21 protein-coding genes are annotated in these 21653 nt (G+C 73.9%); 11 read left to right on the plus strand and 10 right to left on the minus strand.

All coding sequences use genetic code 11. The annotated features are described in order from the left end of the window. Window positions 1–49 precede the first annotated feature (49 nt). From ACH4K4_RS17370 to ACH4K4_RS17380, 3 genes are all read right to left on the minus strand, one after another. Window positions 50–655: an RNA polymerase sigma factor gene (locus ACH4K4_RS17370; RefSeq protein WP_398168138.1), complete on the minus strand. Its 606-nt coding sequence runs from the start codon at window positions 653–655 to the stop codon at window positions 50–52. A 139-nt stretch (window positions 656–794) separates the two neighbouring features. Next, window positions 795–1856 (minus strand): aminotransferase class V-fold PLP-dependent enzyme, encoded by a 1062-nt coding sequence (locus ACH4K4_RS17375; protein WP_398168139.1) that lies wholly within the window; start codon window positions 1854–1856, stop codon window positions 795–797. Between the two features lie 127 nt (window positions 1857–1983). Continuing rightward, window positions 1984–2694: a DsbA family oxidoreductase gene (locus ACH4K4_RS17380; protein WP_398168141.1), complete on the minus strand. Its 711-nt coding sequence runs from the start codon at window positions 2692–2694 to the stop codon at window positions 1984–1986. A gap of 127 nt (window positions 2695–2821) precedes the next feature. Here ACH4K4_RS17380 and ACH4K4_RS17385 point away from each other — a divergent pair, with 127 nt between their 5' ends. Beyond that, window positions 2822–3472 carry a class I SAM-dependent methyltransferase gene (locus tag ACH4K4_RS17385; protein WP_398168142.1) on the plus strand — a complete coding sequence of 217 codons (651 nt, stop codon included), beginning with the start codon at window positions 2822–2824 and terminating at the stop codon, window positions 3470–3472. Here ACH4K4_RS17385 and ACH4K4_RS17390 read toward each other — a convergent pair. Both ACH4K4_RS17390 and ACH4K4_RS17395 read right to left on the minus strand, forming a co-directional pair. Beyond that, window positions 3453–3995, minus strand: a complete 543-nt coding sequence (locus ACH4K4_RS17390) for a GNAT family N-acetyltransferase (RefSeq protein WP_398168144.1) — start codon at window positions 3993–3995, stop codon at window positions 3453–3455. The two genes, ACH4K4_RS17385 and ACH4K4_RS17390, sit on opposite strands and share 20 nt — an antisense overlap. A gap of 10 nt (window positions 3996–4005) precedes the next feature. Continuing rightward, complete coding sequence (locus ACH4K4_RS17395) at window positions 4006–5580, minus strand: aldehyde dehydrogenase (NADP(+)) (protein WP_398168145.1); 1575 nt, start codon at window positions 5578–5580, stop codon at window positions 4006–4008. Between the two features lie 127 nt (window positions 5581–5707). Here ACH4K4_RS17395 and ACH4K4_RS17400 point away from each other — a divergent pair, with 127 nt between their 5' ends. The 5 genes from ACH4K4_RS17400 (at window position 5708) to ACH4K4_RS17420 (ending at window position 10111) form a co-directional block, all read left to right on the plus strand. Continuing rightward, the gene (locus ACH4K4_RS17400; protein WP_398168147.1) at window positions 5708–6478 is read left to right on the plus strand and encodes an IclR family transcriptional regulator; all 771 of its coding nucleotides are present in this window, start codon (window positions 5708–5710) and stop codon (window positions 6476–6478) included. A gap of 8 nt (window positions 6479–6486) precedes the next feature. After that, a complete protein-coding gene (locus ACH4K4_RS17405; protein WP_398168149.1) occupies window positions 6487–7743 on the plus strand; it encodes a sensor histidine kinase in 1257 nt (418 codons plus the stop codon). Then, window positions 7740–8438 (plus strand): response regulator, encoded by a 699-nt coding sequence (locus tag ACH4K4_RS17410; RefSeq protein WP_398168150.1) that lies wholly within the window; start codon window positions 7740–7742, stop codon window positions 8436–8438. The genes ACH4K4_RS17405 and ACH4K4_RS17410 overlap by 4 nt, the downstream gene beginning before the upstream one ends. A gap of 320 nt (window positions 8439–8758) precedes the next feature. Further along, window positions 8759–9268, plus strand: coding sequence for a hypothetical protein (locus tag ACH4K4_RS17415; protein ID WP_398168152.1), 510 nt, complete (start codon window positions 8759–8761; stop codon window positions 9266–9268). Window positions 9269–9418: 150 nt separating this feature from the next. Next, window positions 9419–10111, plus strand: a complete 693-nt coding sequence (locus ACH4K4_RS17420; protein ID WP_398168154.1) for a class F sortase — start codon at window positions 9419–9421, stop codon at window positions 10109–10111. On the opposite strand, the gene ACH4K4_RS17425 is transcribed toward ACH4K4_RS17420, so the two are convergent. Both ACH4K4_RS17425 and ACH4K4_RS17430 read right to left on the minus strand, forming a co-directional pair. Then, window positions 10101–11318 carry a hypothetical protein gene (locus ACH4K4_RS17425; RefSeq protein WP_398168155.1) on the minus strand — a complete coding sequence of 406 codons (1218 nt, stop codon included), beginning with the start codon at window positions 11316–11318 and terminating at the stop codon, window positions 10101–10103. The two genes, ACH4K4_RS17420 and ACH4K4_RS17425, sit on opposite strands and share 11 nt — an antisense overlap. Continuing rightward, a complete protein-coding gene (locus tag ACH4K4_RS17430; RefSeq protein WP_398168156.1) occupies window positions 11318–12265 on the minus strand; it encodes a 5-dehydro-4-deoxyglucarate dehydratase in 948 nt (315 codons plus the stop codon). Before ACH4K4_RS17430 ends, ACH4K4_RS17425 begins: the two co-directional genes overlap by 1 nt. Window positions 12266–12592: 327 nt before the next feature. Here ACH4K4_RS17430 and ACH4K4_RS17435 point away from each other — a divergent pair, with 327 nt between their 5' ends. From ACH4K4_RS17435 to ACH4K4_RS17445, 3 genes are all read left to right on the plus strand, one after another. Then, window positions 12593–13402 carry an NAD-dependent epimerase/dehydratase family protein gene (locus ACH4K4_RS17435; protein ID WP_398168158.1) on the plus strand — a complete coding sequence of 270 codons (810 nt, stop codon included), beginning with the start codon at window positions 12593–12595 and terminating at the stop codon, window positions 13400–13402. A gap of 114 nt (window positions 13403–13516) precedes the next feature. Beyond that, on the plus strand, window positions 13517–13789 hold the full coding sequence (locus ACH4K4_RS17440) for a GlsB/YeaQ/YmgE family stress response membrane protein (protein WP_360126140.1): 273 nt from the start codon (window positions 13517–13519) through the stop codon (window positions 13787–13789). An 83-nt stretch (window positions 13790–13872) separates the two neighbouring features. Next, entirely contained in the window at window positions 13873–15093 is a 1221-nt protein-coding gene (locus ACH4K4_RS17445; RefSeq protein WP_398168686.1) for a TerD family protein, read from the plus strand. A gap of 80 nt (window positions 15094–15173) precedes the next feature. Here ACH4K4_RS17445 and ACH4K4_RS17450 read toward each other — a convergent pair whose 3' ends face one another. Then, window positions 15174–16193: an LLM class flavin-dependent oxidoreductase gene (locus ACH4K4_RS17450; RefSeq protein WP_398168160.1), complete on the minus strand. Its 1020-nt coding sequence runs from the start codon at window positions 16191–16193 to the stop codon at window positions 15174–15176. A 74-nt stretch (window positions 16194–16267) separates the two neighbouring features. Further along, complete coding sequence (locus tag ACH4K4_RS17455) at window positions 16268–17716, minus strand: alkaline phosphatase PhoX (RefSeq protein WP_398168161.1); 1449 nt, start codon at window positions 17714–17716, stop codon at window positions 16268–16270. Window positions 17717–18182: 466 nt separating this feature from the next. Here ACH4K4_RS17455 and ACH4K4_RS17460 point away from each other — a divergent pair, with 466 nt between their 5' ends. Both ACH4K4_RS17460 and ACH4K4_RS17465 read left to right on the plus strand, forming a co-directional pair. Next, complete coding sequence (locus tag ACH4K4_RS17460) at window positions 18183–19343, plus strand: hypothetical protein (RefSeq protein ID WP_398168162.1); 1161 nt, start codon at window positions 18183–18185, stop codon at window positions 19341–19343. Window positions 19344–19366: 23 nt separating this feature from the next. Next, window positions 19367–19807 carry a hypothetical protein gene (locus ACH4K4_RS17465; protein ID WP_360126494.1) on the plus strand — a complete coding sequence of 147 codons (441 nt, stop codon included), beginning with the start codon at window positions 19367–19369 and terminating at the stop codon, window positions 19805–19807. Window positions 19808–19934: 127 nt separating this feature from the next. On the opposite strand, the gene ACH4K4_RS17470 is transcribed toward ACH4K4_RS17465, so the two are convergent. Continuing rightward, window positions 19935–21425, minus strand: coding sequence for a hypothetical protein (locus ACH4K4_RS17470; protein ID WP_398168163.1), 1491 nt, complete (start codon window positions 21423–21425; stop codon window positions 19935–19937). Between the last annotated feature and the right edge of the window lie 228 nt (window positions 21426–21653).

A 21653-nucleotide genomic window follows, 5' to 3' on the forward strand; every position in this document is an offset into this window, starting at 1 on the left:
GTCCGTGCGCACGGACCGTGTCGTCCTTGCTGCTGCCCGCGGCCGCCGCTCAGCACTCGTCCCGGGCCTCGTCGGCCGGGTTTCCGGGTGCCGGCGGCCCGGCGAGCCGGTCGGCGAGGCCGCACAGGGCCGACCGCAGCCGGGCGGTGGCCGCCGCCTCCGCGATGCCCAGCTCCACGGCGACCTGCCGGTACGTGCGCCCGGCGAAGCACGCCAGGTGCAGCGCCTCCCGCTGGGGCAGGGGCAGTTCGCCGAGCGCGGTGTGCAGCGCCGCCCGCGCCGTCGCCTCGGGTTCCGGCACCGCGGGGCCGCCCGCGTCGTCCGCCGCCCGCACCGCCCCGGCCTCGCTCACCCGGGCGACCGCGCCGTCGTGCCCGCGCATGCTCAGCCAGGCGCGCAGCGAGCCGTGGCCCGGCGCGAACGCGTACGGGCAGGTCCACAGTTCGAGGAAGACGCGCTGCGTCACCTCCTCGGCGACCGCCGCGCTGCCGGTCACCCGCCGGGCCACCGCCCGTACCAACGCGCCGTAGGCGTCGTACGCCTCGCCCAGCGCGGATTCGTCCCCGTACACCAGCCGCCGGTGCAGCTCCTGGTCGCGCGGCGGGTACCTGGTTGTCCCGTCCACCGGCACCACCTCGTGAGTGTGTGGTGACATTCCTAGCCTTTGGCCCTGCTCCGCGGTAGCCGTCCGCCCGGCCGAATTGCGCGACGCCCGTGCGGTGCCGGGGGCCGGTGCGGCGCGGGGCGGCAGGGCTGGTACGCGAGGTGGGCGGCGGCCCGTGCGCCGGGGCCCGTCAGCTCTCCCCCAGCAGTTCCAGCAGCCGGTCCACATCGCCGGACGAGTTGTACAGGTGGAAGGCGGCCCGCAGGTTGCCCGCGCGGACGGCGACCCGTACGCCCGCCGCTTCCAGCCGGTCCGCCGCGTCCGCGAGCCCCGGCACGGACACGATCGCCGAGCCCGGCGCGGGCAGCGGGGTGTGGCCCAGCTCCGCGAGGCCCGCGCGGTAGCGGTCGGCCAGCGCGACGTCGTGGGCGTGCACGGTCTCCACGCCGATCTCCTCGAAGAGGGCGAGGGAGTGCCGGGCGGCGACGTACGAGTAGTGGGCGTGCGGCTCGTCGTAGCGGTGCGCGTCGGCCGCGAGCTGCCGGATCGGCCCGTAGTTGGACTCCATCGGGTCCGCGCCGGCCACCCATCCGGCGTGCAGCGCCGCCGGCCCGTCCTCCGCCGTCCCGCACACCAGGAAGGAGGTGCCGCGCGGGCACAGCAGCCATTTGAACGCCCCGCACACCAGGTAGTCGAAGTCGCCGGCCCGCAGCGGCAGCCAGCCGGCGGCCTGGGTGACGTCCACGAGGGTGCGCGCCCCGTGGGCGCGGGCGGCGGCCCGTACGGCTTCCGTGTCGGCGATCCGGCCGTCCTTCGCCTGGACCGCGCTGAACGCGACGAGGGCCGTGCCGGGCCGTACCGCGTCGGCCAGCCCGGCCAGCGGCGCGGTGCGCACCTTCAGCCCGTTCCCGGCCACCGCGAACGGGTTGACCAGCGAGCTGAACTCGCCCTCGGGGACGAGCACTTCCGATCCCTGCGGCAGCGATCCGGCGATCAGCGCGGCGTGCACGGCGACCGCGCCGCCGATCGCGACGCGCTCCGGCGGTACGTGCATCAGCCGGGCGAAGGCGGCCCTGGACGCCTCCGCCGGGCCGAAGTAGTCCTGGCCCATGGTCCCGTAGGAGGCCGACTCCTCGACCGCCGCGCGCAGGGCGGCGGCCGAACGGGCGGGCAGCAGCCCGCTGGAGGCGGTGTTCAGATACGTCGTCAGAGGCGTGAACTCGTCGCCGCCGAGTGGCTCGATTCGCTGCATGCCCCCACTCTGGCTGCCGAGCCGCCCGCCGTCCATGGCGAATATCTTTGGAACGCCGTCAAGCAACGCTTATCGGCGCAGCTCAGGGCGCCCCTTGGTGAACCGTCCGGCTTACGGGGCCCGGAATTCAGGCTCCCGCTCCGGGCGTACACACCCCGTCAGCGCACCCGTCACCACTGCCGTCGCCGTCCGGCGCCGCGGTCCCCCCGGCCTCCCGCGCCTGCTCCAGCGCCTGCCGGAAGACCTCTGCCGGCTGCCCGCCGGAGATCCCGTACCGCCGGTCGATGACGAAGAACGGCACGCCCCTGGCGCCCAGCTCCGCCGCCTCCCGCTCGTCGGCCCTGACCGCTTCCGCGTACGCGTCCCCGTCCGCCAGCACCCGCCGGACGTCCGCCTCGTCCAGCCCCGCCGCCACGGCCACCCGGGTCAGCTCCGCCGCGTCCCCCAGCGGCCGCGCCTCCGCGAAGTTGGCCCGGTACAGCGCGCCGAGCAGCGCGTCCTGCTTTCCCCGCTCCTTGGCCAGGTGCAGCAGCCGGTGCAGGTCAAAGGTGTTCCCGTGCACCCGGTCGGACCGGTATCCCAGTCCCTCCCCGGCGGCCGCCTCGGCCACCCGCGCCTCCATGGCCTCGGCCTGCTCCCGGGACACCCCGTACTTCTCCGCCAGCATGTCCAGCACCATCACGCCACCGGCCGGCGCCGCCTGCGGGTCGAGCTCGAACGACCGGTGCACGACCTCCACCTCGTCCCGGTGCGCGAACCGGGCCAGCCCCTTCTCGAAGCGGGCCTTGCCGATGTAGCACCAGGGGCAGGCGATGTCCGACCAGATTTCGACGCGCATGACAGGTGTTTCCTTGATTCCTGATGTCCGGACCCGCAACGGCTCCGGAGTCCCCCGGAAAGGGGACAGTCCGGGACAACCGCGCGGGGGCGGGAGGTATTCCCCGTGGCCGGGGTAGCGTCCGGGTATGAGGACGCGCCGGGCATCGCACGGGTTCTGGGAGACGACCGGGGCCGCCAAGACGTTCACCCATCCGCTGGATCACGGGTTGCTGGACGCGTACCTGCCGCGTGACGTGCCGGTGCTGGACTACGGCTGCGGGTACGGGCGGCTGACCGCGGAGATGGTGGCGGCGGGGTATGCGGACGTGCGCGGGGTGGATGTCTCGAAGGCGCTCGTCGAGCGGGCGGGGCGGGAGCATCCGGGCCTGCGGATCACGCGCTGTCCCGGGCCGCCGCTGCCGTTCGCGGACGGCTCCTTCGGGGCCGCGCTGCTGTTCGCCGTGCTGACGTGTGTCCCCGGCGACGGCGCGCAGCGGGACATCGCCGCCGAGCTGGGGCGGCTGGTGCGGCCCGGCGGGGTGCTGTACGTGAGCGACATGCCGTTGCAGGGCGACGCGCGCAACGTGGCGCGGTACGAGGAGTTCGCCTCCCGGTACGGGACGTACGGGGTGTTCGAAACGCCCGACGGCGGAGTGTTCCGGCACCACGGGCCCGGACACCTGCACGAGCTGGTCCGGGCGCACGGCTTCGCGGTGGAAGCCGAGCGCACGGACACCGTCACGACCTTGGACGGGCACACCGCCGAGCGGCTTCAGCTCATCGCGCGGCGGGAGTGAGGGGCAGGACGAGGCCGAGGTGGGTGTCGTCGGGGACCGGGCGGCGGGACTCGTCCGGCCGCCAGCCGTGCCGCGTGTAGAAGGCGCGGGCCCTGCTGTTGTGCCAGTACACCTCCAGGCGGGCGGTGGCGATGCCCGCCGACCGCCAGCCGGCCACGCAGGCGCGGTGCAGGGCGGTGCCGACGCCGCCCCGCCAGCAGCCGGGGTCCACGTGGAGCTGGTGGAGCGTGACGGTGCCGGCGGGCGCCCCGTCCTCCCGGCGGTAGGAGGCGGCGCCGACGACGGTGCCGTCCCGTTCGGCGCACAGCACGGTGGCGTCCGGGCGGGCGAGTGCACGGGTCCAGCCGTCGCGCCGGCGGTCGCGTTCGGCCGGGCTGTCCGGCTGCGCGTCGGGCAGGCGCCCGCGGTAGTACGTGGCGCGGGCGCGGGAGTGCAGGTCGGCGATGGCGTCGAGGTCGGCGGGCGTCGCGGCGCGCACGGTGGTGGCGCCGGGGTTCTCCGGCGCGTTCGGGTCGTTCGTCACGGGCGGGTTCTCATCCTTCGCGGCGGCCGTCGATGCGGCGGGGCAGTGCGAGCGGGTTGTCCTCGCGCAGTTCGGGCGGGAGCAGCGCGGGCGGGGTGTCCTGGTAGGCGACCGGGCGCAGCCAGCGTTCGATCGCGGTGCCGCCGACGGAGGTCGCGGTGGAGGTGGTGGCCGGGTAGGGGCCGCCGTGGTGCTGGGCGGGGGCCACGGCGACGCCGGTCGGCCAGCCGTTGACGAGCACCCGGCCGGCCAGCGGGGTGAGCGCGGCCAGCAGGCGCGCCCCGCGTCCCGTGCCGTTTCCGTCCGGCCCTGGCGGCGCGTCCTCGCCCGCCGACTCGGCCGCGCCGAGCTGGAGCGTCGCGGTGAGGTTGCCGGGCAGCCGGGCCAGTACGGCGCCGGCCTCGGTGTCGTCGGCGTAGCGCGCGAGGACGGTGACGGGTCCGAAGCACTCCTCCAGGAGGAGGTCGTGCGGGCCGCCCGGCTCGGCGAGCCGGGCGGCGGGGACGGTGAGGAAGCCCGCGCTGACGGTGTGCTCGCCGTCGGCGCCGGGCGCCACGGGCGCCTGGACGTCCGGCAGCGCGGCGCGTTCCCGTACGCCGTCGACGAAGGCGTCCCGCATGCGGTGGTCCAGGAGCACCCCGGCCTCGGTGGCGCGTACGGCGTCCGCCAGGGAGCGCGCGAGCCGGTCGCCCGCCGGGCCGTGCGGCGCGAGGACCAGTCCCGGTTTGACGCAGAACTGGCCGGTGCCGAGCGTCATCGAGCCGGCGAGGCCGGTGCCGATCTGCTCGGCGCGCTCGGCGGCGGCGGCCTCGGTGACCACGACCGGGTTGAGGCTGCCGAGTTCGCCGTGGAAGGGGATGGGGTGCGCGCGGGCGGCGGCCGCGTCGTACAGGGCGCGCCCGCCGCGTACGGATCCGGTGAAGCCGGCGGCGGCGACGAGCGGGTGCCGGACCAGCTCGATGCCCGCGTCGAAGCCGTGCACCAGGCCCACGACGCCTTCGGGCACGCCCAGTTCGGCCGCGGCGCGGCGCAGCAGCGCGGCGCTCAGTTCGGAGGTGGCCGGGTGGCCGGGGTGGGCCTTGACGACGACCGGGCAGCCGGCGGCGAGCGCGCTGGCGGTATCGCCGCCGGGCACGGAGAAGGCGAGCGGGAAGTTGCTTGCCGCGTAGACGGCGACGACGCCGAGCGGGATCTTGTAGCGGCGCAGGTCGGGGCGGGGCGGGGTGAGCGCGGGGTCGGCGTGGTCGATCAGCACGTCGAGGAAGGCGCCCTCGTCGACGACGTCGGCGAAGGCGCGCAACTGGTAGGTGGTGCGGGCCAGTTCGCCGGTGAGCCGCCCGGGGCCGAGCGCGGTCTCGGCGTCGGCGGCCTCGGTGATCCGTTCGCCCGCGCCGTCGAGCAGGTCTGCGGCGCGGCGCAGGAAGGCGGCTCGTGCGCCGCGGTCGGCCAGCGCGTCCCGGGCCGCGTGCGCGGCCCGTACGGCGGCGTCCACCGCGGCCGCCGTGGCCTCGACCGCGACCTGTTCGCGACGCTTCCCGGTCCGGGGGTCGACGCTCCACACTGGTGCTGCCGCCGCTGCTGCCACCGCGCATTCCTCCCAGCGAACTCTTGCCGCGCCCACGACGCCGTTCGGTATGCTGAACGCCGTCCCAGCTGGTGAATTTGACGTCCGCTGGGACTCTATGGCTGTCCGAACTGAGGGGTCAAGGGCGATGTCCGCTGCCGAGGCCGCAGGAGCGCAGGTCAAATCCGCCGTACGGACGGTGGAACTGCTGGAGTACTTCGCGGGCCGGCCCGGCATGCACAGCCTCGCCTCCGTCCAGGAGGCCGTCGGCTACCCGAAGTCCAGCCTCTACATGCTGCTGCGCACCCTCGTCGACCTGGGCTGGGTGGAGACCGACAACACCGGCACCCGGTACGGGATCGGCGTCCGCGCCCTGCTGGTCGGCACCTCCTACATCGACGGCGACGAGGTGGTGGCCGCCGCCCGCCCCTCCCTGGACCGGCTCGCCGACGACACCACCGAGACCATCCACCTGGCCCGGCTGGACGGCACCAACGTCGTCTACCTCGCCACCCGCCAGTCCCAGCACTACCTGCGCCCCTTCACCCGCGTCGGCCGGCGGCTGCCCGCGCACTCCACGTCCCTGGGCAAGGCGCTGCTCGCCACGTACACCGACGAGCAGGTGCGGGCGCTCCTCCCGGAGAAGCTCGACGCGCTCACGGAGCACACCGTCACCGACCGCGAGCGGCTCGTCGAAGAGCTGCGCCTGGTGCGCGAGCAGGGGTACGCCGTGGACCGCGAGGAGAACACCCTGGGCCTGCGGTGCTTCGGCGTGGCGATCCCGTACCGTACCCCGGCGCGGGACGCGGTCAGCTGCTCGGTGCCGGTCGCCCGGCTGACCCCGGCACACGAGCAGCTGATCAAGGACGCGCTGTTCGACGCGCGGGACCGGCTGACCCTGGCGACGCGGCGGCTCTGAGGCGTGCGATGCGGGTGACGTTCCGCCGCTGGGTGCATCTCGTGCTCGGCGGCGCCCTCCTGATGCCGTTCCACTTCCTGATGGCGGTCGTCACGCCGGTGTTCCACGACGGCGCGAACGCCTTCACCGAGTTCCCGTGGCAGTTCGTCGCGTTCGGTACCGCGCTGCCGGTCGCGGCGCTCTGTGCGCTGCTCCTTCCGCCGCTGCGCACGCTGGAGACGACGGCCGCGCGGTCGCTGTGCGGGCTGCCCGCCGACGCGACGGCCGAACTGGCCGAGGAGCCCGCCGACTCGTGGGCGGCCCGGCGGCGTACGGCACTGTGGTTCGTGGCCCACTGCGCCGCCGGCGGCATCGTCAGCGGCATGACGCTGGCCGCGACACCCCCCGCCTTGATGCTGCTCCTGCTGCCGCTCGCGGACCCGCTGCGGCACGAGGAGGCGGGCTGGCCGCAAATGGACGGCGCGCTCGGCCCGCTGGCCGGGCTGGCGCTGCTCGCCCTGGTGCTGACGACGATCTGGCTCTGCGGCAGGCTGCTGGCCCACTGGGCGCCCGTCCTGCTGGGCCGTACGCCCGCCGACCGGCTGGCCGCCGCCGAACGGCGGGCCGCCGACCTCGCCTCCCGCAACCGGCTCGCCCGCGAACTGCACGACTCCGTGGGGCACGCGCTCAGCGCCGTCACGCTCCAGGCGAGCGCGGCCCGCCGGGTGCTGGACGCCGACCCGGAGTTCGCGCGGCAGGCGCTCGCCGCGATCGAGGAGACCACCCGCGACGCGGTCGCCGAACTCGACGCCGTACTGGGCCTGCTGCGCGAGGACGGCGATCCCCGCAGCACCGCCCCGGCCCCGGCGCTGGACGGCCTGGACGGGCTGCTCGACCGCACCCGCGCCGCTGGGCTGCGGATCGAGGCGGCCGTGGCCGACGGGTGCGAGCGGCTGCCGCCGCTGGTCTCGCGGGAGGCGTACCGGGTGGTGCAGGAAGGGCTGAGCAACGCGCTGCGCCATGCCGGTGCCGTACCGGTACGGCTGCGGATCGCCCTCGGCGCGGACGCGTTGACGATCACGATGGAGAACCCGATGGGGGACACGGCGATGGACACAGAGACGGACACGAGAGCGGACGCGGCGGGGCGGGCGCGGCCGGGCGGCGGGCGCGGCCTGCGCGGCATCGCCGAACGCGCCCGGCTGCTGGGCGGCGAGTCCCGGGCCGCGGGCGAGGACGGCGTGTGGCGGCTGACCGTACGCCTGCCGCTGGCGGCGTCCCGGTGAGCGGCCTTCCGGAGGGTGCCGCTCCGGCACCGGCGGCGCCGCTGCGCATCGTCCTCGCGGACGACGAGCGGATGGTGCGGACGGCGCTTCGCGCGATCATCGGCGCCGAGCCGGACATGGAGGTCGTCGGCGAGGCGGCCACCGGCGCCGAGGCCGTACCGCTGATCCGCGAACTGCGCCCGGACATCGTGCTGATGGACGTCCGGATGCCGGAGATCGACGGCATCCGCGCGACCGAACAGGTACTGGCCGGCCTCGCCGATCCGCCGCGCGTCATCGTGGTGACGACCTTCGAGAACGACGCGTACGTGTACGACGCGCTGCGCGCCGGCGCGAGCGGGTTCCTGCTGAAGCGGTCCGGCGCCGAGGACCTGGTGCAGGCGGTGCGGATGGTGGCGCGCAGCGACTCGCTGCTGTTCCCCGCGGCGGTACGGGAGCTGGCGGCGCGGTACGCGGGGGCGCGGGCCGCCCGGGAGTCGGCGCGGGCGCTGCGGGAGCGCCTCTCCGGCCGGGAGGCGGAGGTGCTGCGGCTGATGACCAAGGGCCTGACGAACGCGGAGATCGCGGCACTGCTGACGGTGGGCCCGGCGACAGTCAAGACCCACGTGGCGGGAGTGCTGGCCAAACTGGGGGTGCGGGACCGCACCCAGGCGGTGATCGCGGCGTACGAGAGCGGGTTCGTGCGGCCCGGGTGAGGCGCGAGGGCGCCCGCCGGCCGGACACCCTCCGTAACCCCCGGCTACACACCGCCACTACCACATTCCGCGAAAAAAATCCGTCACCCGTTCACCGCAATCCGCAACGTCACCGAACGTCACCGCCACCCCGCCCCTGACCTGCCGAAACGTAACCGATCACGTGCGACACGCCGACGCGGCGCGGGAGTTCTGACATCGCGTCAACAGGCTCCCGGCGCGCCCGGCCGTTTACCTCGGACTGAGGAAGCGCGGAACTCCCCCAACTTCCTTTGCGGCGCGCTGGTGTGCCGCGTCCGCGCTTCGTGGAGGTTCGTCACATGCGTTCCACTCGCGTTCTCACCGGTGCCGCGCTGTCCGTCGCCGCCCTCGGCCTGTCCACCTCCGCGGCGTTCGCCGGTGACTTCGGCAAGATCGAGGTGACGCCCAACCCGGTACAGGCCGGCAAGACGGTCAATCTCAACAGCAGTGACTGCGGCAAGAACGGATCGGCCACCGTCGATGCGAGCACCCTGGGCGCCGGCAAGGTCACGCTGTCCTCGAAGGGCCAGACCCACACCGAAAACGTGCAGGGCTCCCTGCGGGTGCCGGCCAGTACCAAGCCCGGCAACTACGGCATCGGCGGCAAGTGCTCCAACGGCCGGGAGATCACCGGCACGGTACGGGTCACCTCCGGCGCCACGCCCCACGGCAAGACCAGGACCGGCATCGGTACCACCAGCGACGGCACCGGCACCACGGAGATCGCCGCCGGTGCGGGCGTGCTGCTGGCGGCCGCGGCCGGTGGCGTATGGATGGTGCGCCGCCGCCGCGCCGACGGCTCGGCCTGAACCGGGCCGTCCGGACACACCGGCCGGTACCGGCACCGCCGGTCCGCCGGCCGGCGGCCCCGGGCCTCCTGGAGACGTGGCGTATCCAGGAGGCCCGGGCCGCGTCTTCGACCGCAGCCCGCCCGAGACCCGGAGGCACGAGGAGAAGCCATGGGAACCACCCCCCGCTCCCCCGGCGGCCAAGGCGTCATCGCGCTGCTCGCCGCGGGCGCGATGTGCACCGGCCTCTGGCTGATCGGCCACGGCGCCCAGGCCAAGGCGCCGCCGCCGCAGCCCTCCGCCGACCAGGGGTTCGGCGCGCCGCCGCCGGGCTCCCGGCCGTCCGCGGCCCCCGCGCCGCCGCCACCGCCGCTGCCGGCGTCCAGGCCGCTGCGGGTGCGTGTCCCGTCGGTCGGGGTGAACGCGCCGCTGATGCGGCTCGGCCTCGACGAGCGCGGCAGCCTGGCCACCCCGCCGGAGGAGGACGGGAACCTCGCCGGCTGGTACGAGAACGGCAACACCCCCGGCACCACCGGCACCTCGCTCATCGCGGGCCACGTCGACAACCGCTCGGGCCCCGCGGTCTTCTACAACCTCGGCTCCCTGAAGAAGAACCACACCGTGGAGGTGGCCCGCGCGGACGGCCGGACCGCGGTCTTCTCCGTCGACGCCGTCGAGGTCTACGACGGCGACGACTTCCCCGACAAGAAGGTCTACGGCCGGGCCGCCCGCCCCGAACTACGGCTGATCACCTGCGGCGGCGGTTTCAACAAGGTCCGGCAGGAGTACCTGGGCAACGTGGTGGTCTTTGCCCACCTCACCGCCGTCAAGCGGGAGCCGGCCCCGCACCGCGCTACCCGCTGAGCCCTGCCAACGCGCGCCGTACGGCCGCCAGATCGCCGTCGCCCGCCAGGCCCGCGTGGTAGAGCCGCAGTTCGTCGGCGCCGAGCGCGGCGGCGTGCGCGGCGTCGGCGGCGAGGGTGCCGGGGCTGCCGCCCATGGCGGTGACGACGGTGAGGTTGGCCGCGAGGACGCGGCCTGGTGCGCTGCCCTCGCGCGCAGCGGCGAACGGTGCCAGCGCGTCCTCACGGGCCGCGTCGTCCCCCGTGCACGGCACCACCACCCCGTCGGCGTACGCGAGGACGTCCCCCGGGTCGGCGCCCGCGTCGGCGCCGCAGCGGTGCGCGGCCGGGTCGGCGTGCAGCAACACTTGGAACCCGGCGCCGGCGGCCGCCCGTACGGCCGCGACGGCCTCCCGCCGGAGCGCGCGCGCCGCGCCGTCCCGCCAGCTCCGTACGAGCGCCGACAACTCCCCACCGAGCAGCCGCTCGACCCCGCGCCACTCCCCCGCCCGTCCGCCGCCCGCTCCGCCGCCACCGTCCGCGCCCGCCCACACCGGCTCCAGGGCCCGTACGACCGCGCGGCGCACCTCCTCCGCCGGCACGCCCAGTCCCGTGTAACCCGCCGCGCAGACCTCGCAGAAGCACAGCGACATCAGGTACTGCGCGGCGCCGGTGAGCGGCACCCCGCCGGTCTTGTCGTGCGCGTGCGGATGCGCCAGCCCGTACCAGCCGCAGGACTCCAGCTCGGTGCCGCGCGCACCGGGGCGCACGGCCGCCTCCGCGGCCAGGTCGCGGAGGTAGGCGCGCACTTCGGCGCGTGCGATGCAGGGCGCCCACGGGTACCGGTCGCCGTAGGCGTTGCGTACGGCGATGGCCGGGTGCTCGGTGCCCAGGCGCGAGTTGTGGGCCAGCACGACCCAGCTGTGCACCTCCAGACCGGCGTCCGCGAGCGCCTGCGCCGCCTCTCCGAAGGGGTCGGCGCCCGCCACCCAGTCCTGCGGGTACGGGCGCAGGGCGCGCCCCGCCCAGCGTTCGGCCGCGGGCGGGTACAGGACGGCCGCGTGCCGGGCGGTGACGACGCGGTGGCGTGGGTGCCGCGGGGTCAGCGCCCGGGTGGAGTGGTAGGCGGCGGCCAGGGTGACCTGCCGGACGCCGAGGTCCGCGACGCGGCGGGCGGCGTCCGGGTCGCCTGCCACGTCCCACGGGTACAGGAACGCGGCGGCCCGCATCACCGGCCGTCCGCCGGGGCGCCGACCAGCGCCAGGCCGCGTTCGATCAGCCCGGCGAGCGCCTTGACGTGCTCGGGTGCCGGTTCGCTCAGCGGCGCCCGCACCCCGCCCACCTCCGTCCCGCGGAGCCGTACTCCGGCCTTGACCAGGGATACCGCGTAGCCGCTGCCCTGGTTGCGCAGTTCGACCAGCGGCCGGTAGAAGCCGTCCAGCAGCCGCGCGACCGTCGCGTCGTCGCCGTCGGACAGGGCCCGGTGGAAGGCGGTGGCGATCTCCGGCGCGAAGGCGAAGACGGCCGACGAGTACCGGCGCACGCCGAGCCCCCGGTAGGCGGGCGCGGTGAGTTCGGCGGTCGGCAGCCCGTTGAAGTAGAGGAACTCCCGCCCCTTTGCCCCGGTCCGCACGGCACTGATGGTCCGTTGCAGCAGTTCGAGGTCGCCGAGGCCATCCTTGAGGCCGATGATGCCGGGGGTGCGCGCGAGGGCGACGACGGTGTCCGGGGCGAAGACGGCGTTGTCGCGCTGGTAGACGATGACGGGCAGCGCGGTGGCGGCGGCGAGTTCGCCGTAGTGCCGCAGCAGGCCGGCCTGGCCGGCGGCGACGAGGTACGGCGGCATGGCCAGCAGCCCGTCGGCGCCCGCCTCCTCGGCGAGGCGGGCGAAGCGCGTGGCGAGCGCGGTGCCGTAGCCCACCCCGGCCAGCACGGGCACCCGGCCGTCCGCCTCCAGGACCGCGGCGGCGACGCAGTCCCGGAACTCCTCGGGGATCAGCGCGTGGAACTCGCCGGTGCCGCAGCAGGCGAAGACGGCGGCCGCGCCCGCGTCCACGCCGCCGCGTACGTGGGTGCGGAAGGCGGCCAGGTCCGGGGCGCCGTCGGGCCCGTACGCGGTCACGGGGAAGAACAGCAGTCCGTCGAGGCGCTCGGCGAGCGGCGGTGCTGGGGTCACGGGCTCTCCCTGGCATGCTCGTACAGGACGCGTGCACGCCGCTGTGACGCCACCACTCGTGTGCACGTCGCTGACCTATGTCCACATCTCTGAACGCAGTCACGCTAGAGCAGCCCTCTCCGGCCGGTCAAGGACCCGGAACGCCCGCCCCGCAAGCGGATCCGGCCGTCCCACGAGCCGATCCGGCCGCCCCGTCAAGCGTCTTGACCGGCCCGGACGGCCCTCCCTACGGTGACCTTCACCGTCCATCGTCCATCCATCTGAACGCCATCCGCAGATGAATCCGGGTCACCGCCGAGACCCGGCCGGCCGGAGGAGTCCCGCACCATGCCCGCACCCCGCACCGTCCTGCTCACCGGCGCCGCCGGCGGCGTCGGCACCCTGATGCGCGACCTGCTGCCCCCGTACGGCTACCGGCTCCGGCTCCTCGACCAGCGCGCCATCGAGGACGCGCCGGACGCCGTCACCGCCGACCTGGCCGACAAGGACGCCCTGCGCGAGGCGGTACGCGGCGTGGACGCGATCGTCCACCTCGCCGGCATCTCCCTCGAAGCCCCCTTCGAGAAGATCCTGCGCGCCAACATCGAAGGCACCTACCACCTCTACGAGGCGGCGCGCGAAGCCGGCGTGCGTCGTGTCGTGTTCGCCTCCTCCAACCACGCCGTCGGCTTCGCCCCGCGCCCCGCCGACGGCTCCGGCGCCATCCAGGTGGACGCCCCGCGCCGCCCCGACACGTTCTACGGCCTCTCCAAGGGCTTCGGCGAGGACCTGGCCTCCCTCTACTGGGACCTGCACGGCATCGAGACGGTCTCCGTCCGCATCGGCTCCTGCTTCCCGCGGCCCACCACCGTCCGCATGCTCTCGATCTGGCTGAGCCCGCCCGACTGCGCGCGCCTGCTGCACGCCGCGCTCACCGCCGAAGGCGTCGGCCACACCGTGGTCTACGGCTCCTCGGCCAACACCCGCCTGTGGTGGGACCTGACGACGGCCCGCTCCCTCGGTTACGAGCCCCGGGACGACTCCGAGCCGTACGCCGCCGAGCTGATCGCCGCCCACGGCGAACTCGACACCGCCAACCCCGAACACACCCACCTGGGCGGCTCCTTCTGCGTGAACCCGCCCATCTGGCCGTACTGAACGGCCGTGGCCCCGGCCACGCCGGACCCAGCCGACGCAACCCGCCCCGCCCCTCCTGCGTCCTTGTGTGCGTATCAATTATTTGCGCAACCGTGCAGGAACGAGGAACGCACCATGGGCATCATCAGCTGGCTCGTACTGGGACTGATCGCAGGCGTCATCGCCAAGGTCCTGCTCCCCGGACGGGACCCGGGCGGACTCGTCGGCACCACCCTCATCGGCATCGTCGGCTCGTTCATCGGCGGCTGGCTCTCCACGAAGATCCTGGACAAGCCGATCCCGAAGGACTTCTACGACCCGTCGATGTGGATCGCCGCCATCGCCGGCTCCCTGGTCCTCCTCATCGCCTACCGCCTGCTGTTCGGCAACAGCCGCGAACGCCGCTGAGCCCCCGCGGGGCAGCCGCCCCGCCCGGCCCTCGGTAATGGAACCGCAAAGGAAGGCCACTCGTTATCCCCGGCATGACCGCTATGACTCCTGGCTCGAACCTCCCGCTCACCGCTTCGCGGGTGGCGGTGGACGTCACCGCGCCCGTGCGGCTCGATGTGTCGGGCCTGCTGCTCACCGCCGACGGCAAGGTGCGCTCCGACGACGACTTCGTCTTCTACAACCAGCCCAACGGGCCGGGCGTGACCCACACGTCCGCGGCGGGCGGCATCGGCGACACGATCACGGTGGACACCGCCTCGGTGCCCGCCGGCATCGAGAAGATCGTCGTGACCGCCAGCCTGGACGCGCCCGGCGCCACCTTCGCCGGCACCGAACCGACCGGCACGGTCCGCAACGCCGCCGACGGCAGCGTCATCGCCTCCTTCACCCCGCCCCGGCTCGGCGCGGAGACCGCCCTCGTCGTCGTCGAGATCTACCGGCGCAACGGCGCCTGGAAGGTCCGCGCAGTCGGCCAGGGCTACGCGAACGGCCTGGCCGGCATCGCCACGGACTTCGGCGTCAGCGTCGAGGAGCCCGCGGCCCCCGCCGCTCCCGCCGCCGCCCCGGCCCCGCAGGCTCCCCCGGCCCCGGCCGCCCCTCCCACCGCCCAGTGGGGCCCGCCCACCGGCACCCCGGCCCCCGCGGCACCCCCGGCCCCGGCGCCCGCCCCCGCCCCCGGAAGCGGCAAGATCAACCTCGACAAGGGCCGCGTCAGCCTCCAGAAGAACCAGACCGTCTCCCTGGTCAAGGGCGGCAAGCCGCTCCTGTCCTCCGTCCGCATGGGCCTCGGCTGGGAACCGGCCTACCGCGGCAAGGACATCGACCTGGACGCGTCCGTGATCGCCTACGGCCCGGACCGCAAGAAGGTCGACAACTGCTTCTTCGGCAAACTCCAGATCCTCAACGGCGCCATCCAGCACTCCGGCGACAACCTGACCGGCGAGGGCGCGGGCGACGACGAGTCCATCACCGTCCACCTCGGCGGCATCCCCCCGCAGGTCACCGGCCTGGTCTTCACGGTGAACTCCTTCTCGGGCCAGAAGTTCTCCGACGTCGCCAAGGCCTACTGCCGCCTGGTGGACGCCCAGACCGGCGAAGAACTGGTCCGCTTCGACCTCACCCAGTCCGAGCCGCGCACCGGCGTCATGATGGCCAAGCTCATCCGCCAGTTCTCCGGCGAATGGGAAATGACGGCAATGGGCGAATTCGTCGACGCCCGCACCGTCCGCGGCATGGCCAAGCCGGGGGGCGCGGCACTCTGACCCCGCCGGGGGCGGCCCCGTACAAGCGGGCGCCGCCCCTGGGCCTCACTTGGTCCGCATGATCTGGAAACGAAGCACTATCAACCCCCCAGCCCCGCCACCCGCGCCAGCCGCTCGTACGACTCCAGTAGCCCCGCCCGGTCGTATGTGCTGGTCGTCACCAGGAATTCGTCGGCGGCGGTGGAGGTGAGCAGGGCGTCGAGTTCGGCGGCGACCTCTGTCTCCGTGCCGTAGACGTGGCCGCGGAGGGCGGACTCGTAGGAGGCGCGGGCCTTCGGGGGGAGGGAGGGCTCGCGGGCGGTGATCGTTTCGGCCGGTTCCAGGGGCGGGAAGACGCCGTGGGTGCGGGAGTAGGCCATCGACCAGGCTTCGGGGAGCAGGAGGTCGCGGGCCTGGGCGCGGGTTCCGGCCACGGCGACGGTGCCGGAGACGATGACGTACGGGCGGGGCCAGAGCGGGGAGGGCTCGAAGGCGGCGCGGTAGCGGTCGACGGCTTCCCGCATCGCGTCGCGGCCGCGCAGGTCTCCGATGACCAGGGCCAGGCCCGCGCGGGCGGCGATGTCCGCGCCCGCGCCGGTGGCCAGGACGAAGGCGGGGACGCGCAGGCCCTCCGCCGGGCGGGCGTGCACCTGGGGGTGAGGGCGCGGGCCGCCGGTGAAGTAGGCGGTGAGTTCGGACAGTTGGGTGGCGAAGGAGTCGGCTGCTTCCTTGTCGGTGTCCAGGGCGCGGCGGATGCCGTCGGTGAAGCCGACGGACCGGCCGAGGCCCGTGTCGATGCGGCCGGGGAAGAGGGATTCGAGGACACCGAACTGTTCGGCGACGACCAGCGGGCGGTGGTTGGGCAGCATGACACCACCGGTGCCGACCCGGATGCGGGAGGTCGCGGCGGCCACCGTGGCGGCGAGCACGGTCGGTGCCGAGCCGGCGACGCCCGGCACGCTGTGGTGTTCGGATACCCAGAAGCGGTGGTAGCCGAGTGCTTCGGCGTGCCGGGCGAGGTCCACCGTGTCGCGGAGCGCCTCGGCCTCCGGGTGGCCCTGGCGGGTCCGGGAGCGGTCGAGGAGGGAGAAGGGGGTGGTTTTGGTCGTCCGCGTGCTCACTTCTGGTGCAACGGTGCGGGGAGGGGCACGATTCCCCGCGGGGCGCGGCCGCGTACGCCCCGGCTACCGCGCGGTCACCGCTGGCGCCGCCACGGCCCCGTGATCGCCAGCATGATCCCGGGCTCCTGGATGTTGGTGAACAGCGTGCGGCCGTCGAGCGAGAAGACCGGGCCGGTGAACTCGCTGTACGCGGGCTCGGCCGCGGTGCCGATGTTCAGTTCGTTGCGGGCGATGGGGTACGTACGGCCGTCGTCCGTGGCGCCGAAGAGGTGCTGTACGCCCTCGCCGTCCTCGGCGATGATCAGGCCGCCGTACGGCGAGACGGTGATGTTGTCGGGACCGTCGAAGGCGCCGTCCCGGCCGGGGTCGGTGTTGACGCCGAGCAGCACCTTGAGGGTCAGGGTGCGGCGGCGGGGGTCGTAGAACCAGACCTGGCCGTCGTGTTGGACCGGGCTCTCCTCGCGGGCGAACGAGGCGACGAGGTACGCGCCGCCGTCCGCCCACCACATGCCCTCCAGCTTGCGCGCCCGGGTGACCGCGCCGTCGTGGAACTGCTTGCGGACCGGGGTGGTACGGGCGTCGCGGTCCGGGACCTCGGTCCAGTCGACGCCGTAGACCGTGCCGGTCTTGGTCGCGCGGGAGAGGTCGTCGACGAACCGGCCGCCGGAGTCGTAGCAGCGGGGCGCGGCCAGGACGCCCGCGTCGTCGGCGAGGGCGCGCAGCCGTCCGCGGCCGTGCTTGAAGCCGTGCGGCGGGGTCCAGCGGTAGAAGAGGCCGTTGGGGCGGTCGGCGTCCTCGGTGAGGTAGAGGTGGCCGCGCTTGGGGTCGACGACGACGGCTTCGTGCGCGTACCGGCCCAGGGCTTTTATCGGCCGCGGGCCGCGGGCGGCGCGTGCGTCGTGGGGGTCGACTTCGAAGACGTAGCCGTGGTCCTTGGTCATGCCGTTCTGGCCGGCCCTGTCCTCGGTCTCCTCGCAGGTCAGCCAGGTCCCCCAAGGGGTGCGTCCACCCGCGCAGTTGGTGGAGGTGCCCGCTATGCCGACCCGTTCGGCGACGTGCGAGCCATCGTGGGAGACCTCGACGACGGTGCAGCCGCCGGCTGCCGCCGGGTCGTAGACCAGGCCTTCGGCGAGCGGTACGGGGTGCGGCCACTTCGCGCGGGGGCCCTTCAGCTCGTGGTTGTTGACGAGCAGGGTGCTGCCGCGCGGGCCTTCGAAGGTGGCGGTGCCGTCGTGGTGGGAGGGGGTGGATTCGCCGCTCTCCAGCTTGGTGACGCCGGTCCGGGTGATGATCTTGTACGTGAACCCGGCGGGCAGGGCCAGGATGCCCGCCGGGTCCGGGACCAGCGGCCCGTACCCCGGCCCGCACTTGCGCGCGGCGGCCGCCGGGGCGGGCTCCGGCGCGTCGGGGACCTCCTGCCCGATGGCGCCGGGCGCGGTGGCGAGTACGCCCACGCTGCCGGTGAGCGCGACGCCCGCGCCGGCGGCGGAGCGCACGGCGAAGTCTCTGCGGGTGAGCGGCATGTCGTCTCCAAGATGGCCGGTTCGTGCCCCAGTCCTTGCGGGCACACCCTGGCGCGCCCCGCGGAACTCCGGTTGAACCCTCCACAACGCCGCGGTGTCCGGGAAGCGATACCCTCCGCCCCGGAAAACCATGGCAAACAAGGTCATCAGCGGCATCTGCGCAGTAAGCGCAAGATTTATCGCGTACCTCCTTGACCGCCGTCCGGCCCGGCAATAGACAGTCCCTACCTGCATCACCCGTAGGGAGAGCGGGGCGACCCGCGGCCGCACGGAACTGCCCGGGGAGCGTTCCGTGCCGGGTTCCCGCCCTCCTCTCAGAGCCCGCCGCCGCGACGGCCAGGGCTCGTCAAGCGAACGCGGTCCCGCCCCGCAGCCGTCACCACCCTGTGCGCCCGAGCCTGTGCGCGCACGGCCCGTGCCGGCTGAGAGCCGCGCGGGACGTCTACCGGGGAAGAGGTGGTCTGGTGTGAACCAGCCCGAGATGATGCGCGGACCCACCGGCGGCCAGGTCAGTGACACCTCCCGCCAACAGGCACTGTCCGACTTCATGCACCCGCAGAACCCGACCGCGAACGTGGTCGGCTTCGGCCACGGCGTGAAGTGGACCAACGGCGAGCCCACCGGCGAGGAAGCCGTCCTGGTCTTCGTCACGCAGAAGGTCCCGGAGTCGATGCTGCCCGAACGGGACCTGATCCCCCGGGAGATGGACGACGGCACCCCGACCGACGTCCTGGCCGTCGGCCACATCTCCGCCCAGGCCCAGCAGCGCGTGCCGCGCGGCCAGGGCCGGTCGCCGATGGGCGAGGAGCAGTCCCTCGCAGGCGACAGCGGCCGGCTGGGCTCGCTGTCCCAGCCCATGCTCGAAGAGCTGAGCCAGCTCGGCAGCGCCCTGGAGCCGCAGCTCCTCAAGCGCCGGATGCGCCCCTGCCCGGCCGGCTTCTCGGTCGGCAACGTGCAGGTCACCGCGGGCACGCTGGGCAGCGTGGTGTACGACTTCCTGCCCGGCGCCGCGACCAACCCGCCCGCGCCGGGACTCGGCGCACCGGGCAAGTTCTACATCCTCAGCAACAACCACGTGCTGGCGGACTCCAACCGCGCGCCGCTGGGCAGCTCCGTCCTGCAGCCGGGCAAGTTCGACGGCGGTACGGACCCCGCGGACCGGATCGGCACACTGGACCGCTTCATCTCGATCCAGTTCGCCCCGCAGATCCCGCTGACCCAGCACAACAACGTGGTGGACGCGGCGCTCGCGAAGATCGAGTTCGAGGACGCCACGCGGCAGCAGTACTTCAGCGGCGCGCCGCGCGCGTGGCGCCGCAAGTCGTCGGTCGCGGTGGGCGACATGGTGAAGAAGACCGGCCGGACCACCAACATCAGCTTCGGGCGGATCATCTCCACCGACGCCACGGTCGACGTCAACTACGGCACGGCCGGCACGGCGCGCTTCAAGGACCAGATCATGACCACGAACATCTCGGCGGGCGGCGACTCCGGTTCGCTGGTCACCTCGCTCGACAACGTCGCGGTCGGACTGCTCTTCGCGGGCTCGTCGACGGTCACCATCGTCAACCACATCGAGACCGTCCGCACGCTGCTGCGCGTCGAGATCGCCGAGCAGCTGGCCTGACCCACCGAGCCCGAGGGAGAGCCATGACAAGCGCAGCGCAGAAGAGGAAGGGCCCGGGCCGCGAGCACCAGTTCGTCAACGCCCAGGGCTCCGAGGTCAAGACCCGCGACGAGGCCTTCGCCGTACAGCGTGACGTCTCGGCGGAAGCCCTCCAGGTCACCCAGAAGATGGCGCTCCACAACCAGGCGCTCACCTTCGACATGGAGGTCACCTACAACCCGAACACCAACGTCATCACGGGCGGCCGGATCACCACCGGCATTTGCGGCGCCCCGTGGGACATCACCGGCGGCTCGATCGGTTCGTCGCTGCGCATCGACGCCAAGCGGCCGGGCAGCGGCGGCAACTGCGCCGCGACCGTCACCATCATCGGCCAGTTCCAGGTTCCGCTGTCCTACCGCGGCACCTACGGCTTCAACGGCCAGTCCACGTCGTTCAACTGCGTGACCCAGCTGGTGTGCTGACGGCGCGCCGCCGCAGGATCAGGCCGGTGGGCGGCGGGAGCGCCGCGGTGTTCCCGTCACCCGCCGGCCGCGGCTCCCGGGGGCGCGGCGGTCTGGCCGTACCCCCGGGAGTCCTGTACGCGGGTGCTCAACCCGCCTGGCGGGAGCGTGCCTTGAAGGCGGCCTTACGGGCTTCCTTGGCGGCCTTCTTGTCCGGGTGCAGCCGGCCCATGGCCTCCAGTACGTCGGCGGTCGCCGGGTGGTCCACCCGCCAGGCCGCGTCGAAGAACCCGTTGTGCTGCCCGACCAGCCCCTCGACGAGACCGCGCAGCTCGGCGGCGCTCTCCTCGCCCGCCTCTGCCGCGTCGAGCTGGGCCGCGATGGTGTCCACGGTGAGCCAGAAGATCATGTCCTGGGACGGCTCCGGGATGTCCGCTGCGCCGCGCTCGGCGAGCCACACCCGGGCCAGCCCGCCCAGCTGCCGGTCGTCGAGCACCTCGCGCAGCGCGGGCTCGGCGTCCGGCCCGGCCAGCGACAGCGTCTGCTGGCAGGCGAGCCGGCGCAGCGGCGCGTTCTCGTCGTCGCCGCGGGCGGCCGCGAGCAGGTCGCGGGCGGCGTCGGCGGGCTCGCGGGCCGCGAGCCACTGCTCGGACTCGGCCTGCGCGAGGGTTTCCGGGTAGCCGGGCAGCGCGTCCAGCAGCACGTCGGCGCCCTTGTCGGTGAGGTCGCCGACGGCCGGGGCCTCGATGCCGGCGTCCAGCATCCGGGCGCGTACGGCGTAGACGCCCAGCGGGGTGAGGCGGACCATGCCGTAACGGGAGACGTCCTCGTCCTCCAGGGGCTCGGCGGACCTCGTGGTCACGCCGTCCTCGTCCAGCTCCTCGATGAGCGCCTCGTCCACCGGCCGGAAGGCGACCAGGCCGATCGGCTCCAGGACCCGGAACTGGTCGTCGAGCCGCATCATCGCCTCGGACACCTCTTCGAGGATGTCGTCGGTCGGCTCGTCCATGTCGTCCGGCACGATCATGGAGGCGGCGAGCGCGGGCAGCGGTACGGCCTGCTCGGGGTCCTCGTTCAGGGCGGTCAGCAGGTAGAGGTTGCCGAGGATGCCGTCCAGCAGCTCGGCCTCCTCCTCCGGGTTCCAGTCGATCGCGTCCAGGTCCAGTTCGCCGCCCTCGGCGATCTGGTCGGCGATGTCGGAGAGGTCGGGCGCCACGGCGTCGGCGAGCACGGTCTCCATGCCGCCGAGCCAGATGTCGAGGATGTCCTGCGGGCTGCCCGAGGTCAGCAGCGACAGCTCCTCGCCGGGGGTGGCGGTGCCGACCGCGGCGTCGCCGGGCCGGTCGTCGTCCTCCTCGGCGGTCTCCTCGATCTCCACCAGGCCGGTGTCGACCGCCAGCTGCCACGCCTCGGCGGCGTACCCGGCACCGTCCTCGTCGTCCTGGAGGCCGAGGTGGGCGACGGCGTCGGCCAGCTGCTCTTGGAGGATCTCGCCGCCCACCCCGACGGGCACACCCGGTTCGGCCCAGCGGGCCAGCTTCGCGGCCCGGGCGAGCAGCGGTGCGCTCAGCGCGTCCCGCGCCAGCTCCGCGTCGGAGTGCAGCCGCACCGGCGGCAGGGTGGGGCGGTCTGCGGACATCTCGGGTTCAGCTCCTCGTGCGGACTACGGCTCGTACGAAGCCCCAGCGTAGACGGAATTCCGTGCATCTCGGGCGGTTCACCTTGGTTTCCGTACCCGGGCACCCGGCGAACCTTGACAACTGCCGGGAGCACACAAGAGATTGACGCGCGTAGAGACGGCCGGACCGTTTCCGCTCCGCCGCATCTCCGCCTTCTTCCGCGCTGTACCCCACCCCTCGCCCGCCTT

Source organism: Streptomyces sp. NPDC017529, assembly GCF_044329785.1.
Taxonomy (GTDB): Bacteria; Actinomycetota; Actinomycetes; order Streptomycetales; family Streptomycetaceae; genus Streptomyces.